This is a genomic window from Falsiroseomonas tokyonensis, assembly GCF_019024325.1.
GTDB classification, from domain to species: Bacteria; Pseudomonadota; Alphaproteobacteria; order Acetobacterales; family Acetobacteraceae; genus Falsiroseomonas; species Falsiroseomonas tokyonensis.
On the sequence record NZ_JAFNJS010000006.1, the window covers coordinates 309,474 to 322,761 of the forward strand.

Genomic DNA, 13,288 nt, shown 5'->3' on the forward strand with positions numbered 1-13,288 from the left:
GCTGGTTGGGTGGGGGTTGCGCGAGAGCGCCCCATTGATTGGCTTGGGCGCGACCCGGCAGCCCCCCCACCCAACCCTCCCCCCCCCTTCGGGGGAGAGGGCTTCTGGATCACGCCGCGACCAGCGGCTCCCCGACCCTGTCGCGCCCTTCCTCCACCGCATGGCACGCCGCCAGCGTCTCCGGCGTCCCCCGCGCGGGGATCATCTCCGGCCGCTCCACCTTGCAGCGGTCATTGGCCAGCGGGCAGCGCGGGTGGAAGGGGCAGCCGGTCGGCGGGCTGATCGGGCTCGGCACCTCGCCGCCCACCGGGATGCGCTGCCGGCCGGTCATCTCCAGATCCGGAATCGCCTCCATCAGCGCCCGCGTATAGGGGTGGCGCGGGGTGGTGAAGAGCGTCTCCGCCGGCGCCAGCTCCACCAGCCGGCCGAGATACATCACCCCCACCCGGTCGCTGATCTGCCGCACGACCGCCAGGTTGTGGCTGATGAACAGGTAGGTCAGCCCCAACCGCTGCTGCAGATCCTTCATCAGGTTCAGGATCTGCGCCTGCACCGAGACGTCGAGCGCCGAAGTCGGCTCGTCACACACCAGGAATTCCGGGTTCGAGGAGAGCGCCCGCGCGATGGAAATGCGCTGCCGCTGCCCGCCCGAGAATTCATGCGGGAATTTCTGGCCGTCGAGCGGGGAAAGGCCGACCTGCGTCAGCAGTTCCGCCACCCGCGCCGTGATCTCGTCCTCGGACTTCAGCAGGCCGAAGGCGCGGATCGGCTCGGCGATGATGTCCCGCACGCGCCAGCGCGGATTCAGGCTGGCATAGGGGTCCTGGAAGATCATCTGCATGCGGCGGCGCTGGGTGCTGTCCGCGCGCGCCTCCGACAGGTCCTTGCCATCGAAGATCACGCTGCCGCGCGTCGGGCCATAGAGGCCGACGACCAGCCGCGCCACGGTGGACTTGCCGCAACCGCTTTCGCCGACCAGCGAGAGCGTGGTGCCCTTCTGGATGGCGAAGGAAACGCCATCGACCGCGCGCAGCGTGCGCTTGCCCTCGCGCGCCAGCAGGCGCTGCACCAGGGGGCGGGAGACGTCGAAGTGGCGCGCCACGTCGATGGTCTCGAGCATCGGGGTGCCATCGGCGTTACGCATGGCGCGGCACTCCCTGCTCGGCGTAGAGCCAGCAGGCGGCGAGATTCTCCCGCGCCGGCATCAGCTCCGGCCGCTCCATGCGGCAGCGGTCGAAGACCTGCGGGCAGCGCGGATTGTAGGGGCAGCCGCGCGGGATGGCGGAAAGCCGCGGCATGGAGCCGTCGATCTGCTGCAGCCGCTCCAGCCGCCGCCCGACGGGCGGGATGGAGCCCATGAGGCCCGCGGAATAGGGGTGGCTGGCGTTCAGCACGACGTTGCGCACCGCACCGATCTCGACGATGCGGCCGGCATACATCACGGCCACGCGGTCTGCCGTCTCCGCGATCACGCCCATGTCGTGGGTGACCAGCATCATGCTGGTGCCCTTGTCGCGGGCGAGCGACTTCAGCAGCGTGATCACCTGCGCCTGGATCGAGACATCCAGCGCCGTGGTCGGCTCATCCGCCACGATCAGCTTCGGCTCCGCGCAGAGCGCGAGTGCGATCACCACGCGCTGGCGCATGCCGCCGGAGAACTCATGCGGGTAGCTGTCGATGCGCTGGCTGGCGGCGGGGATGCCGACGAGTTCCAGCCACTCGATCGCCTTGGCTCGTGCCTGTGCCGGGTTCAGCGGCAGGTGCGTGACCATCGTCTCCACCAGCTGCTGGCCCACGGTGTAGAGCGGGTTCAGCGTGGTCAGCGGATCCTGGAAGATCGCGCCGATCTCCCGCCCCCGCAGCTTGCGCAACTCGGCATAGGGCAGGTTGTCGATGCGGCGGCCGTTGAGCAGGATCTGGCCGCCGGCGATGCGGCCGGGGGGCTCCAGCAGCCCGATGATGGCGGCGCCGGTCATGGACTTGCCGGCGCCGGATTCGCCGACCACGCCCAGCACCTCGCCATGCGCGATGGAGAAGGAGACGTCGTCGAGGGCGACCAGGGTGCCGCGGCGCGTCGGGAACTCGACGCGCAGATTGCGGACTTCAAGCAGGGGTGCGGTCATTATCGGAGCTTCGGGTTCAGGGCGTCGCGCAGCCAGTCGCCCAGCAGGTTCACGGACAGCACCAGTAGAATGAGGGCAATGCCGGGGAAGATGGTGATCCACCACTCGCCCGAGAACAGGAAGTCATTGCCGATACGAATCAGTGTGCCCAGCGAGGGCTGGGTCGGCGGCACGCCGACGCCGAGGAAGGAGAGCGTCGCCTCCGCCAGCACGGCGAAGCCGAGGTTCAGCGTGGCAATCACCAGCACCGGCCCCAGCACGTTGGGCAGCACATGCGTCACCATGATGCGCGCCCGGGACAGGCCGATGACGCGCGCCGCCTGCACATATTCCTTGTTGCGCTCCACCATGGCGGAGCCGCGCACGGTGCGGGCGAAGGAGGGCCAGTTGGAGATGCCGATGGCGAAGATTACGACGTACAGCGCGATCTGGTCATGCACCTCCCTCGGCAGCGCGGCCCGCACCACGCCATCGATCAGCAGCGCGATCAGGATGGTGGGGAAGGTCAGCTTGATATCGGCGATGCGCATCAGCACCGCATCCACCGTGCCGCCGATATAGCCCGCCGCCAGCCCGGCAGTAATGCCGATGGAGACGGACAGAAGCACGGCGCAGAAGCCCACCAGCAGCGAGACCCGCGCGCCATACATGATGGCCGAGAGCACGTCGCGCCCCTGGTCGTCCGTGCCCAGCAGGTAGGTCGGGTCGCCCTCCGCCTCCCAGGCCGGCGGCTTGAAGGCGTCCATCAGCTGCAGGGAGGCGAGGTCGAAGGGGTTGTGCGGCGCGATCCAGGGCGCCAGCACCGCGCCGCCGACGCAGATCAGCGCGACGATGGCCGAGGCCACCGTGACCGGGGACCGGGTGAAGGAATACCAGAGGTCGCTGTCCAGCGCGCGACGGATGGCATTGGGGCGGGCGGGGGCGGTGGCGGACATGGTCAGTGCGCCCCCTTGCCGCGGCCGATGCGAAGCCTGGGATCCACCGCGTAGTACAGCAGGTCTACGATCAGGTTGATGGTGACGAACATCAGCGCGATCAGCAGCAGATAGGCGGACATCACGGGGATATCGGCCGCGCCGACGCTCTGGATGAAGAGCAGCCCCATGCCGGGCCACTGGAACACCGTCTCCGTCACGATGGCGAAGGCGATGATGGCGCCCAGCTGCAGGCCGGTGATGGTGATGACCGGCACCAGCGTGTTCTTCAGCGCATGGCCGAAATGCACCGCCCGGTTGGTCAGGCCACGGGCGCGGGCGAACTTGATGTAGTCGGTGCGCAGCACCTCCATCATCTCCGCCCGCACCAGGCGCATGATCAGCGTCAGCTGGAACAGGCCCAGCGTGATGGAAGGCAGGATCAGCGCCTTCCAGCCTGAAAGCGTCAGCAGCCCCGTGCTCCAGCCGCCGATATTCACCGTGTCGCCACGCCCGAAGCTGGGCAGCCAGCCGAGCCAGACGGAGAAGGTGAGGATCAGCAGGATGCCGATCAGGAAGGTGGGCAGGGACACGCCGATCAGGCTGAAGGTCAGGAAGAAGCGGCTGAGCCAGGAATTGCGATAGAGCCCGGTATAGACCCCCATCGGCACGCCGATCGCCAGCGCCAGGAAGGCGGCGCACAGCGCCAGTTCCAGCGTCGCCGGCGCGCGTTCCGCGATCAGCTGCGCCACCGGGCGCGACAGGCGGTAGGACAGGCCGAATTCGCCCTGCGCGGCATTGAAGACGAATTTCGCGAATTGCACGAAGAAGGGCTGGTCCAGCCCCAGATCGGCGACCAGCTGGTCGCGTTGGGCGATGGTATAGTCCTGCCCGAGCATGATGGCGACCGGATCGCCGACATAGGCGAACATGGCGAAGGACAGCAGGGCGACCGTCAACATGACGGGCAGCGCCTGCAGCAGCCGGCTGATGATGAAGGCGAACACTCGGGCGGGAATCCTTGGGCTTGAGGCTGCGCGGGCCCGGCAAAAGGCCGGACCCGCGGCTGGCGGTCTCAGTTCATGCGCGCGAAGCGGAAGAAGGGCTGGTTGTTCGCCGCATGCGGGATCTGCAGATTGGCCCGCATCGCCCAGGGGATCATCTGGTGGTGCAGCGGGATATGCGGCACGTCCTCGCGGTACATGCGCAGCGCCTCATGAATCGCCTCGGTCCGCTGCGGGCCGGATTGCGTCTTCATGCGGGTGATCAGCGCATCCATCTCCGGGTTGGAATAGCGGCCGTAGTTCCAGATGCCGTCGCCCTGCGCGCCGTTCCGCGTGGCCAGCAGCGACTGGAAGGAATAGAGCGCATCCAGCGCCGGGACGCCCCAGCCCAGCAGATAGACGCTGACATCGTCGCGCTGGATCTGCGCGAAGAAGGGCGCCAGCGGCTGCGCCCGCACCGTGGTGCGCACGCCGATCCGCGTCCACATGGCGGCGATCGCCTGGCAGATCTGCTCGTCGTTGATGTAGCGGTTGTTCGGGCAGTCCAGCGTGATGCCGAAGCCGTTCGGGTAGCCGGCCTCCGCCAGCAGCGCCCGCGCCCGGGTCGGGTCATGCGGCAGGCGCACGTCCTGGGCCTGCGTGTAGCCATTCACCTGCGGCGGGAAGAAGGTGCCGGTGGGCACGCTGAAGCCGCGCATGGTGGTGCGGTGGATCGCCTGGATGTCGATCGCGTGGTACAGCGCGCGCCGCACCCGCAGGTCCTTCATCGGGTTCTGGCCGCGCACGTCGCTGTACAGCAGCTCGTCGCGGAACACATCCATGGCGATGAAGATGGTGCGGATCTCCGGCCCCTCCAGCACGCGCAGCCCCGGGGCATTGCGCAGCCGGTTCAGGTCCTGCAGCGGCGGGTCCAGCACGAAGTCCACCTCGCCCGAGAGCAGCCCGGCGATGCGCGTGGCGTCGGAGGCGATGGGGCGGAAGACCAGCTCCTGGATATTGGCCTCGGTGCTGCCCTGCTCCCGCCAGCCATACCAGTCGGCATTGCGGCGGAAGACGGTGCGCACATCCTGCTCACGCGACACCAGGCGGAAGGCGCCGGTGCCGTTCATGTTGCGGACGGTGTGCATCTCCTCCCGCGCCCTGGTGTTCTGGGGGCGCGTCGCATTGTTCGCCTCCGACCAGGGCTTCGACATGATGAAGATGGAGGCCAGCTTGTTCGGCAGGATCGGGTCCGCGATCTTCAGGAAGATGTCGACCGTGAAGTCGTCCACCTTCACCGCGCGCTCCACCGTATCGACGAAGATGCCGTAGTTGGAGGTGGGCGCCAGCGCCCGATCGATGGAAAACACCACGTCATCCGCGGTGAAGGCCTGGCCCTCATGGAAGCGGACCCCCTGGCGCAGGACGAAGCGCCAGCGCCGGGGCTCCGCCTCGGTCCAGGAAGTGGCGAGGCCAGGGCGCAGCGAAAGGTCCGCATTGCGCGTGATCAGCGGGTCATAGACCTGCTGCAGCAGCAGCGCGACGCTGCCGATATTCTGGCTGTGCGGGTCCAGCGTATTGGCATCCGCCGCCGCGGTCCAGCGCACCGTCTGCGCCTGGACCGGACCGGCCATGGCGCCGGCCCCCAGCACCAAGGCGGCGGCCGCCGCCCGAAACACCCTTCCGATCATTCCCAAGACCCCCTGGTTTTCCGCCGCGGGTCGTCGCGCCCGCCTGCATGAAGACGTGTCCATATCGTGACGCCACCCCCGGCGGAAGCCCGATGTCAGGGCTTCGAGCGGGCTTGCGTGGTGGCCGGCCCATGGCCTGCCCAATCGCGCAGCAGGGTGAACCCCACTGCCAGCAGAACGGGCCCCAGGAACAGGCCCAGGATGCCGAAGCCGATCACGCCGCCGATGGCGCCCAGCAGGGTCAGCAGCAGCGGCAGGTCCGCGCCGCGGCTGATCAGCCAGGGGCGGATGACATTGTCCACCGAGGATATGCCCGCCGCCCCATAGATCGCCATGAACAGGCCCCAGGCCGTCTCCCCTTGCGTGAACAGCCAGATCGCCGCCGGCGCCCAGATCAGCGGCGCGCCCACCGGCAGGATGGACAGCACGCCCGCCACCACGCCCAGCAGCACCGGCTGCGGCACGCCGGAAATCCAGAGGCCGAAGACCGTCATCGCCCCCTGCAGCACGGCGGTGCCCAGCAGGCCATAGACCACGCCGCGCGTCACATCGCCGGTCAGCTGGATCAGCCGGCGCGTCCCCGGGCCGGCCATCTTTTCCATCGCCGCCTCGGCCACCGCGGCCATGGCGGGGCCGTCCCGGTAGAAGAAGAAGGCCAGGAAGATGGCCATGATCAGCTCCGCCAGGCCGGAAAGCAGCGCCAGCAGCACGGCCAGCGCATTGCTGGCGATCGCCCCGGCATAGGGGCTGATGGTCTCAAACAGGCCGGCGAAGGTGGTGTCCCAGCCGCTCAGCAGGCCACTCAGCGTGGGGCCTATGAAGGGCAGCCCGCCCAGCCAGGTGGCCAGGTTCGGCAGGCCGGTGACCAGCAGCCCCTCGAAGGAGGTGCGAAGCCCATCGATCTCCTCACGCGTGGTGGGGGTGGCGAAGACCAGGGGCAGGGCGATCAGCACGAATTCCAGCGTCACCATCACCAGGGCGGCGGCGCCCGGCCCCATCCCCGTCTTCTCCCGCAGCATGCGGAAGGCCGGCCAGGTGGTGTAGGCCAGGATCACGGCCCAGAGCAGCGCGGAGATGAAGGGCCGCATCACCCAGAAGCAGCCCAGCCCCAGGGCGAATAGCGCCGCCAGGCCGAGAAGGCGGGCGGGGCGGATGGGTTCCTGGCTCATGCGGGCTCCGGTCTGGGAATGCAGGCTTAGCCGAAGGCCCAAGCTTGCGCATCAGCTTGCGCATCCATCTCCCGCATCACCCCGCTGGCATGCGGCGGGCTTGCCGGCCGGCGGGGGTCGGGGCATCACCCAGGCAAAGTCGACGGAAGGACCCGCCATGCCGCGCTTCGCCGCCAATATCTCCCTGATGTTCACCGAACTGCCCTTCCTCGACCGCTTCGAGGCCGCGGCCAAGGCCGGGTTCAAGGCGGTGGAGTTCCTGTTTCCCTACGACTTCCCGGCGGCCGAGATCGCCAGGCGCCTGAAGGACAACGGCCTGTCCCAGGTGCTGTTCAACGGCCCGCCGGGCGACTGGAACGCCGGCGAGCGCGGCCAGGCCGCCCTGCCCGGCCGCCAGGCGGAATTCCGCGAGGGTTTTCGGAAGGCGCTGGACTACGCGGCCGCGCTCAGCTGCCCGCGCATCCATGTCATGTCCGGCCTGGCACCCGCCGGCGTGCCGCATGACGCGATGACCGCGACGCTGGCCGCGAACCTGGCCTGGGCGGCGGAGCTGGCCGGCCCGGCCGGGGTCAAGCCGGTGATCGAGCCGATCAACCACCGCGACATCCCCGGCTTCTTCCTGAACACCACGGACCAGGCCGCCGCCATCATCCAGGCGATCGGGCCGGAAAAGATCGGCATGCAGTTCGACCTGTATCACTGCCAGATCACCGAGGGCGACATCGTCAAGCGGGTGGAGAAGCACCTGCCGCTGATCGCCCATATGCAGGTGGCCGATAATCCCGGCCGCAACGAGCCCGGCACCGGCGAGGTGAACTGGCCCTTCGTCTTCGACCGCATCGATGCGCTCGGCTTCCGCGGCTGGATCGGCTGCGAATACCGCCCGGCCGGGGAGACGGTCGCCGGCCTCGGCTGGTTCGCGACCTACAAGGGCTGAGCCCAATTCCCGGCCCCCTGCACCCGGTGGAGGACCTGCTGCTGGTCGTCGACCCGCAGCCGACCTTCATGGAGCTGTGCCCGGATGAGCTGCCGGTGCCGGGGGCGGAGGCGGTGATCCCGGTGATTAACCGCATCCTGGCCGGGCCCATCGCCCGCGCCGCGGTCACGCAGGACTGGCACCATCCTCGCCATGCCTCCTTCGCCTCCCAGCACCCCGGCCGGCAGCCCTATGACCAGGTGGCGCTGGCCTATGGGCCGCAGACGCTCTGGCCGGATCACGGCGTGCGGGCGACGCCGGGGGCGGCGATCCACCCGGCGCTGGACCAGGCCAAGGTCGTGCTGGTGCTGCGCAAGGGCTTTCGCCAGGACATCGACAGCTATTCCGGCTTCCGGGAGAATGACCGCAGCACCGGCACGGGCCTGGCGGAATGGCTGCGCGCGGTGGGCGTGCGGCGCGTCTTCATCGCCGGAATCACCCGCCCCTATTGCGTCGACTGGACGGCCGAGGATGCCGCGGCGCTCGGCTTCGAGAGCTGGGTGGTCACGGATGCCTGTGCCCGACTCGGGCCGGAGGCGGCGCTGGCCGAAAGCAAGGCCCGGCTGGCCGCCGCCGGCGTGCGCTTCACCACCGCGGCTGGCCTGGCCTGACCCTTCCAAGACCTTCAACGGAGAGAGCATCCATGAAAATCGGCTTCATCGGCCTCGGCATCATGGGCAAGCCCATGGCGCTGCACCTGAAATCCGCGGGCCACGAGGTCTGCGCGCCGGAGCGCGCCAGCCTGACGGATGAGCTGCGCGGCGCGCTGACCATCCTGCCGGATGCCGCCGCGGTGGCGCGGGCGGCGGAGGTCATCATCCTGATGGTGCCGGACACCCCCGATGTGGAAGCCGCGCTGTTCGGCGCCGGCGGAGTCGCGGAGGGGCTGGCCCCCGGCAAGCTGGTGATCGACATGTCCTCGATCAGCCCGACCGCCACCAAGGCCTTCGCCGCGAAGGTGGCGGAAAAGGGCTGCGACTACCTGGACGCCCCGGTCTCGGGCGGCGAGGTGGGCGCCAAGAATGCCAGCCTGACCATCATGGTGGGCGGCAGCGACTCCGCCTTCCAGCGCGCCAAGCCGCTGTTTGAGGCGATGGGCAAGAACATCACCCTGGTGGGCGAGACCGGCGCTGGCCAGACCTGCAAGGTGGCCAACCAGATCATCGTGGCGCTGACGATCGAGGCGGTGGGCGAGGCGCTGGTCTTCGCCAGCAAGGCAGGAGCCGACCCGGCCAAGGTGCGCCAGGCGCTGATGGGCGGCCTCGCCACCTCCCGCATCCTGGAACTGCATGGGGAGCGGATGATCAAGCGCACCTTCGCCCCGGGCTTCCGAATCGAGCTGCACCAGAAGGACCTGAACCTGGCGCTGCAGGCCGGCAAGGAATTGGGCGTGGCGCTGCCCAATACCGCCTCCACCGCGCAGCTGTTTGCCGCCTGCGCGGCCATGGGCGGCGCGGCGGATGACCATTCCGGCATGGTCAAGGCGCTGGAGACGCTGGCCGCCCACAAGGTGGCGCCGGACGCCTGAACCGCCCGCCCGTCGTCAGCGCCGGGCGTTCCAGCCAGCGGAAAAGAGCGCGGCGGATGATCCCGCCCGCCGCGTCACGCCGCGCGGGTTGCCCGCCGAAAGGGCAAGCCCCGCCCCGCTCCACAACCATAGGCGGTATCCCGCGACCGCCGATTACAATTTTCCCGTGTTTTTCGCGTTGCATCCGGCGCGCACGTCCCGCAATTTAGCACCAGAAGCGTGATCGCTGAGATTCTGTCTCCGGCATCATGGTTGTATCTGGATCACTGGACCTACGGGGGATTGCATGCGTTTCGCGGATATAGGTCAGCAATTGCGTGCCTATCGCCTCGAATCTGGCCTCCGGGCTGAGGAGATCGCAGCGCGGCTCGGCGTCTCCCGCGCCGCGCTCTATCGCTATGAGAAGGGCGAGGTCATCAAGCTGGACACGATCCGGCGCCTCGCGGAGCTGCTGAAGATCTCCCCCCTTTCGCTGCTGGGAATCGGCGTCGAGTATTTCGCCCGGCCGCTGGCCTTCCAGGAAAGGCTGCGGCAGGTCGAGGAACAGGCCGACCAGATCCTGATCGTGGGCGGCGCCTTCTGCTACCAGACCACGACGGATGCCTTCGACGGCGCGGTGGGCGAGGCCTGGACGGAAGCCGCGGATGCCGCCCCGGAACGGCTGCAGGCCCGCGCCAGCGCGGACCAGGCGCTGGGCCTTCTCGCCGCCCGCAAGCGCCTGCACGCCGCCCGCCGCCCCACCATCATCGCGATCCTGGGCGAGGCTGCCTTGCGCCGCTTCCTGCAGGATGGCGTGGCCGCCGGGCTGACGGTGCCGGAACGCACCCGCCAGCGCTGCCTGGCCGCCGCGCGGGCGGAGGCCGAGGCGATCGCCGCCATGATGGAGAGCGTGCCGATCGGCGTGCAGCTCGGCCTCGCCTCCGGCACCGAGCCCACCGGCGGCTTCATGGTGATGCGCGGGCGGGAACGCGCGCATGTCGTCTCCTCCCCCTTCGCCGCGGATACGCCGCCCAGTGGCGGCCTCGGCGTGGGCTCGATCACCGCGGCGGATGAGGCCGTGGCGGCGCATCAGCGGGTGGCGGAAGTGGCCTGGCGCGACGCGCTGAAGGGCGCCGCCGCCGCCGCCCGCGTCCGCGAACTGATCCGCACCACGGCGGGCTGACCTTCTCCCTCCCCCTGAAGGGGGGAGGGTCGGGGTGGGGGGTGCCCCCTACCCCGCCGGCGGCACGCTCCGCCGCGCCTCCACCACATCCTCATCCTCGGGGCTGCGGCGGGTCGCGAATCCCAGCGCCCGGATGAAGGCCAGCATCGGCGCATTATCCGCCAGCACCTGGCCCACCACTTCCCGGATCCCGGTCTCCGCCGCCCAGTCGAACAGGCGCTGCATCAGGTGGCGGCCCAGCCCCTGCCCCTTCATGGCGCGGTCCACCACCACGGCGAATTCCGCCGTCATGCCATCCGCCTCCCGGATCAGGCGGGAGACGCCGAGCATATCCTCCGCCCCGTCCGGACGGCGGCGCATGGCGACGAAGGCCATTTCGCGGTCGTAGTCGATCTGCGTCAGCCGGGCGATCTGCACCGCCGGCAATTCCCGGATCTGGCTGAAGAAGCGCCAGCGAACATCCTCCGGCGCCAGGCGGCGGAACATCTCGGCATGCGCCTCGGCATCCTCCGGCCGGATCGGCCGCACCATCAACACCTCGCCCGAACGCGCCTGCCAGGGCGCCGCCCACTCCTCCGGATAGGGCGGCACGGCCAGCAGCGCCCGCTGCCCTCCCGGCCGCAGCAGGCAGGAGGCATCGGCGGCCATCACCCCCGCGGCATCGGCAAACAGCGGGTTCACCCCGATCGAGGCGATTTCCGGGAAATCCACCGCGATCTGCGACAGCCGCATCAGCGCCCCCGCCACGGCATCGAGGTCCACCGGCGGATGATCCCGATAGCCGGCCAGCAGCGGTCCCGCCCGGGTGCGGCCGATCAGCCCCTGGGCCAGGGCATGGTTCAGCGGCGGCAGGTCGAACCCCTCATCGCCCAGCAGGTCCGCCGCCGTGCCGCCCAGGCCGAAGCCCAGGAAGGGGCCGAACATCGCATCCTCGCCGAGGCGCATGCGAAGCTCCTGCACGTGCGTTGCCTGGCGCTGAACCAGAAAGCCGTCGAGCCGCGCCGCCGGGCGGTCCCGCGCCGCACGCTCGGCCATCGCCTCCGCCGCCTCCCGCACCGCGAGCGGGCTGCGCAGGCCCAGCGCCACGCCCCCGATCTCCGTCTTGCGGGCGATATCCGGGCTGCGCAGCTTCAGCACCACGGGGAAGCCGAGTTCCACCGCCGCCGCTTCCGCCGCCGCCGCATCGGCCGCGACCCGGCCCGGCACGACCGGCAGGCCATAGGCGGCCAGCACCGCCAGCGCCGCATCCTCGGTCAACGAAAGCCGCCCTTCGGCGCGGGTCCGGGCCAGGATGGCGGCGACCGCCGCGCGGTCCGGCTGCAGGGCCAGCACCTGCCGGCCCGGCAGTTCCGCCGCGGCGGCGCGGTTCTGCCGGTCGTGCAGCAGGTGCAGCGCGCCGCGCACCGCGGCCTCCGGCGTCGGGAAGACGGCGAGGCCCGCGGCGGCCAGGGCGGCGCGTTGCGCGCCGGCCGTGGCCTGGCCGGCCCAGCAGACCAGGATCGGCGCGGCCCGCGTCGCCTTGGCGGCGGCGGAAAGTGCGGCGGCCGTGGTGGCGGTATCCTCGCCCGCCACCGGCGCGTGCAGCGCCACCACCGCCTCCGCCTGGCGCAGCCCGGCCAGCATGGAAGCGGCCTCGCCCAGCGCGGTGGCGGCGCCGGGACCGAGCACCAGCGGATTGGTGCCGTGCCAGCCCGGCCGCAGCCCGATCGCCAGCGCCTGCAGCGCTTCCTGCGGCAATTCGGCCAGGCGGGCGCCGCCGGCCAGCACGGCATCGGCGGCCAGCAGGCCGAGGCCGGTGGCATTGGCGACCAGGGCGATGCCGCCGCCGGGGGTGGGCCCGCCGGCGCCGGGCACCAGCTTCACCCGCGCCAGCGTCTCCGCCGCCGAGAGCAGGTCATCCAGCCCCGCCACGCGCAGAACGCCGGCGCGGCGCAGCGCCGCATCCATCACCGCCTCCGCGGTGCCGGAGGGATCGGCCAGGCGGCCGCCGGCGCGGATGGCCACCACGGGGCGCATCCGCGCCGCGGCGCGGGCGGCGGAGATGAACATGCGGCGGTTCTTGATGCGGCGCAGTTCCAGCAGGATGGCCCCGGTGCCGGGATCCCGGGACAGCCAGTCCAGCGCATGGGCGAAGCCGAGGTCGTCATTCTCGCCGATGCCGATGACATGGCTGAAGCCCACCGCCTCGGCCTCCGCCCAGTCCAGCACGGCGCGCGCCAGGGCCGAGGACTGGCCGACCAGCGCCAGCCGCCCCTTTCGGGGCGCGAGATGGGAGAGCGAGGCATTGAGCCCGATGCCGGGGACGCAGATGCCGAAGCTGCCCTGGCCCAGCACCCGCACGCCGGTGCGGCGCGCGATGCCGGCCAGGTCGGCTGCCACCCCCGGCACCACCGCCGCATGGCAGCCGCGGGCCGAAAGCGCGGCCATGGCCGGCTCCAGCTGCTCCGGCGGCAGCGACAGCACGGCGAGGTCGGGCACCTGCGGCAGGCCGGCGATTCCCGCCACCGCCTGCAGCAGCGCCAGCGAACCCGAAAAGCCGCCGGCCTGCAGGTTCTGCGCAAGCGTGGCCGAGGCGGGCAGCGACGGATCCGCCACCAGCACCACATGCCGGGGGCGATACAGCGCCTGCTCGCGGAAGCGCACCGCGGAATGCCCGGACAGGCTGGTCGAAAGACTCATTGTGCGATGCAACATGGGCTGTGCAGGTGGCCCCCGCAACCGGATGGGGGTTGCGGCAGGCCG

11 protein-coding genes are annotated in these 13,288 nt (G+C 70.3%); 4 read left to right on the top strand and 7 right to left on the bottom strand.

The window, feature by feature from the left end; all coding sequences use genetic code 11:
- Nucleotides 1-109: 109 nt before the first annotated feature.
- The 6 genes from J3S20_RS20995 to J3S20_RS21020 form a co-directional block, all read right to left on the bottom strand.
- On the bottom strand, nt 110-1,144 hold the full coding sequence (locus J3S20_RS20995; protein ID WP_216838483.1) for an ABC transporter ATP-binding protein: 1,035 nt from the start codon (nt 1,142-1,144) through the stop codon (nt 110-112).
- Entirely contained in the window at nt 1,137-2,123 is a 987-nt protein-coding gene (locus tag J3S20_RS21000) for an ABC transporter ATP-binding protein (RefSeq protein ID WP_216838484.1), read from the bottom strand. The genes J3S20_RS20995 and J3S20_RS21000 overlap by 8 nt, the downstream gene beginning before the upstream one ends.
- Complete coding sequence (locus tag J3S20_RS21005) at nt 2,123-3,058, bottom strand: ABC transporter permease (protein WP_216838485.1); 936 nt, start codon at nt 3,056-3,058, stop codon at nt 2,123-2,125. The genes J3S20_RS21000 and J3S20_RS21005 overlap by 1 nt, the downstream gene beginning before the upstream one ends.
- A 2-nt stretch (nt 3,059-3,060) precedes the next feature.
- On the bottom strand, nt 3,061-4,044 hold the full coding sequence (locus J3S20_RS21010; RefSeq protein ID WP_216838486.1) for an ABC transporter permease: 984 nt from the start codon (nt 4,042-4,044) through the stop codon (nt 3,061-3,063).
- 68 nt (nt 4,045-4,112) lie between these two features.
- Nucleotides 4,113-5,711, bottom strand: coding sequence for an ABC transporter substrate-binding protein (locus J3S20_RS21015; RefSeq protein ID WP_216838487.1), 1,599 nt, complete (start codon nt 5,709-5,711; stop codon nt 4,113-4,115).
- Nucleotides 5,712-5,806: 95 nt separating this feature from the next.
- Nucleotides 5,807-6,880 carry an AI-2E family transporter gene (locus tag J3S20_RS21020; protein ID WP_216838488.1) on the bottom strand — a complete coding sequence of 358 codons (1,074 nt, stop codon included), beginning with the start codon at nt 6,878-6,880 and terminating at the stop codon, nt 5,807-5,809.
- Nucleotides 6,881-7,037: 157 nt separating this feature from the next.
- Here J3S20_RS21020 and otnI point away from each other — a divergent pair, with 157 nt between their 5' ends.
- The 4 genes from otnI to J3S20_RS21040 all read left to right on the top strand — a co-directional run bounded on the left by otnI (nt 7,038) and on the right by J3S20_RS21040 (nt 10,546).
- The gene (otnI, locus tag J3S20_RS21025; RefSeq protein ID WP_216838489.1) at nt 7,038-7,817 is read left to right on the top strand and encodes a 2-oxo-tetronate isomerase; all 780 of its coding nucleotides are present in this window, start codon (nt 7,038-7,040) and stop codon (nt 7,815-7,817) included.
- Nucleotides 7,818-7,843: 26 nt separating this feature from the next.
- The gene (locus J3S20_RS21030) at nt 7,844-8,467 is read left to right on the top strand and encodes a nicotinamidase (RefSeq protein ID WP_343215270.1); all 624 of its coding nucleotides are present in this window, start codon (nt 7,844-7,846) and stop codon (nt 8,465-8,467) included.
- Between the two features lie 32 nt (nt 8,468-8,499).
- Nucleotides 8,500-9,384 (top strand): 2-hydroxy-3-oxopropionate reductase, encoded by an 885-nt coding sequence (locus J3S20_RS21035; RefSeq protein WP_216838490.1) that lies wholly within the window; start codon nt 8,500-8,502, stop codon nt 9,382-9,384.
- Nucleotides 9,385-9,670: 286 nt separating this feature from the next.
- Nucleotides 9,671-10,546 (top strand): helix-turn-helix domain-containing protein, encoded by an 876-nt coding sequence (locus J3S20_RS21040; RefSeq protein ID WP_216838491.1) that lies wholly within the window; start codon nt 9,671-9,673, stop codon nt 10,544-10,546.
- 48 nt (nt 10,547-10,594) lie between these two features.
- Here the strand turns inward: J3S20_RS21040 and J3S20_RS21045 are convergent, their stop codons facing one another.
- The gene (locus J3S20_RS21045) at nt 10,595-13,225 is read right to left on the bottom strand and encodes a bifunctional acetate--CoA ligase family protein/GNAT family N-acetyltransferase (protein ID WP_216838492.1); all 2,631 of its coding nucleotides are present in this window, start codon (nt 13,223-13,225) and stop codon (nt 10,595-10,597) included.
- Nucleotides 13,226-13,288 lie beyond the last annotated feature (63 nt).

Bases quoted from the DNA above. Each gene is read 5' to 3' on its own strand.
- J3S20_RS21000 (WP_216838484.1), bottom strand. From the start codon at position 2,123: ATGACCGCACCCCTGCTTGAAGTCCGCAATCTGCGCGTCGAGTTCCCG.
- otnI (WP_216838489.1), top strand. From the start codon at position 7,038: ATGCCGCGCTTCGCCGCCAATATCTCCCTGATGTTCACCGAACTGCCC.
- J3S20_RS21015 (WP_216838487.1), bottom strand. From the start codon at position 5,711: ATGATCGGAAGGGTGTTTCGGGCGGCGGCCGCCGCCTTGGTGCTGGGG.
- J3S20_RS20995 (WP_216838483.1), bottom strand. From the start codon at position 1,144: ATGCGTAACGCCGATGGCACCCCGATGCTCGAGACCATCGACGTGGCG.
- J3S20_RS21020 (WP_216838488.1), bottom strand. From the start codon at position 6,880: ATGAGCCAGGAACCCATCCGCCCCGCCCGCCTTCTCGGCCTGGCGGCG.
- J3S20_RS21045 (WP_216838492.1), bottom strand. From the start codon at position 13,225: ATGAGTCTTTCGACCAGCCTGTCCGGGCATTCCGCGGTGCGCTTCCGC.
- J3S20_RS21005 (WP_216838485.1), bottom strand. From the start codon at position 3,058: ATGTCCGCCACCGCCCCCGCCCGCCCCAATGCCATCCGTCGCGCGCTG.
- J3S20_RS21040 (WP_216838491.1), top strand. From the start codon at position 9,671: ATGCGTTTCGCGGATATAGGTCAGCAATTGCGTGCCTATCGCCTCGAA.
- J3S20_RS21035 (WP_216838490.1), top strand. From the start codon at position 8,500: ATGAAAATCGGCTTCATCGGCCTCGGCATCATGGGCAAGCCCATGGCG.